This is a genomic window from Paenibacillus sp. P4_E11 (assembly GCF_056401635.1).
Genome location: NZ_JBFUIX010000469.1, coordinates 1 through 1,398, shown reverse-complemented (window position 1 = coordinate 1,398; position 1,398 = coordinate 1). Strand labels below are relative to the sequence as shown.

3 protein-coding genes are annotated in these 1,398 nt (G+C 38.7%); all 3 read right to left on the bottom strand.

Features of this window, described 5'->3' with window-relative positions:
- Nucleotides 1-431: formylglycine-generating enzyme family protein (locus AC1DWB_RS35205; RefSeq protein WP_477545711.1), on the bottom strand; the 431-nt coding region annotated here is incomplete at its 3' end.
- Between the two features lie 28 nt (nucleotides 432-459).
- A complete protein-coding gene (locus AC1DWB_RS35200) occupies nucleotides 460-825 on the bottom strand; it encodes a DUF4180 domain-containing protein (protein WP_477545710.1) in 366 nt (121 codons plus the stop codon).
- 8 nt (nucleotides 826-833) lie between these two features.
- The coding region (locus AC1DWB_RS35195) for a TetR/AcrR family transcriptional regulator (protein ID WP_477545709.1) at nucleotides 834-1,398 on the bottom strand (565 nt) is incomplete at its 5' end.

The following is a 1,398-nucleotide window of genomic DNA, read 5'->3' as shown; positions in this document are numbered from 1 at the left end:
TCATTATACCATGCAATCTTATCAAGCTCTCCGTATCTATATCCTGTAGTTCCTGCTTTACATGCATACTGCCACTCTGCTTCTGAAGGTAGGCGATAGCCGTCTGATTCCCAATTACAGGTAATATTCTCACTATCGTTACTTATCGAATAACACTCTTTTAATCCAGCTTTCTGAGAAAGTAGATTACAAAAAGTAACTGCATCATTCCAAGAAATATTCACAACCGGCTTTTGATCGCCTTCAACAGAAATAGGTGATTTCTCGGTAATAGCCAGATACAATTCCGTAGTTACAGGATACTGGCCAAGGAGGAACGGTCTTACTACGGCCTTCCATTTACTTTTTGTTCGATCGTCCCTTAATTCAATTTCTCCACCTGGAATTTTTACCATTGGATAATCAACATGGCTCTTTAATGCATCTGACATCTACCTTCCTCCGAATCGCACTTCTGAGTTAACCCATGCTCAATTTATCAACAGCTTGTTGTTCATTTGACAAGAAAAATATATCTTTCCCTTTGTTACTCTCATAGATGAAATCTTGCAAACTTTTACTTGCATACACAGAAAAATCACCAACTATTGCGATTTTCACATGATAATTAATAAACTTTTGTAAGATTTCTCCTGCAAGTCGTGTACTTAAGTTGAAAAAGTCCTCACATATTACTGATTTACTCAAAATGATACGATCACAACGTGCTTCATAATTTACGGTTGCTATTAAATCCAATGCCGACTGAACATCAGTTATGAGCAACTCATTGCTGCTCACGATGGCAATTTCTACATCATTCTGTTTTTTTGTAGTTATTTTCATAATCGCCCTCATCCTTTGATTAATCTTTGGACATAATCTTCACAGATATATCGGTTATCTTCGCTGTTCAACGGCTGGATATTCGCTACTCTAAAAAAGCTTAGTCCGATCACCATCGCCAACAGGCCATAAGCAGCGCTACCCGAATCCTCCACCTTCATATGCCCTAACATGTTTCCATAGTCAAATATCTTGATTATGCCTTGTATATCTTCCTTGTACCCGGTTGAAACTACTTCTTGTAATTTGCGATCCAATACGGCTCTAGAAAAGAAATGAAGAAAAAGTTTGGCTTGATCTTCATGGGGGATGAACATCTTCTCAATACCCTCAAGATCCGACACATTGATTGACCCTTGGATATCGCTATCAGGTGGGAGGATATGCTTCAGCGTGACCTCGATCATTTCTCCAGCAGTCATTGTATCCTGAATTTCAGAATTGATCTTCAACCCATAATAGGCTAAGAACGCCTTGAACGCCTCAATAATCAAGTTATCCTTGTTCTTAAAGTAATAAGTTACAACTCCCTTAGAACAATCCGCGTACTCAGCGACTTTATCCAGAGTCATG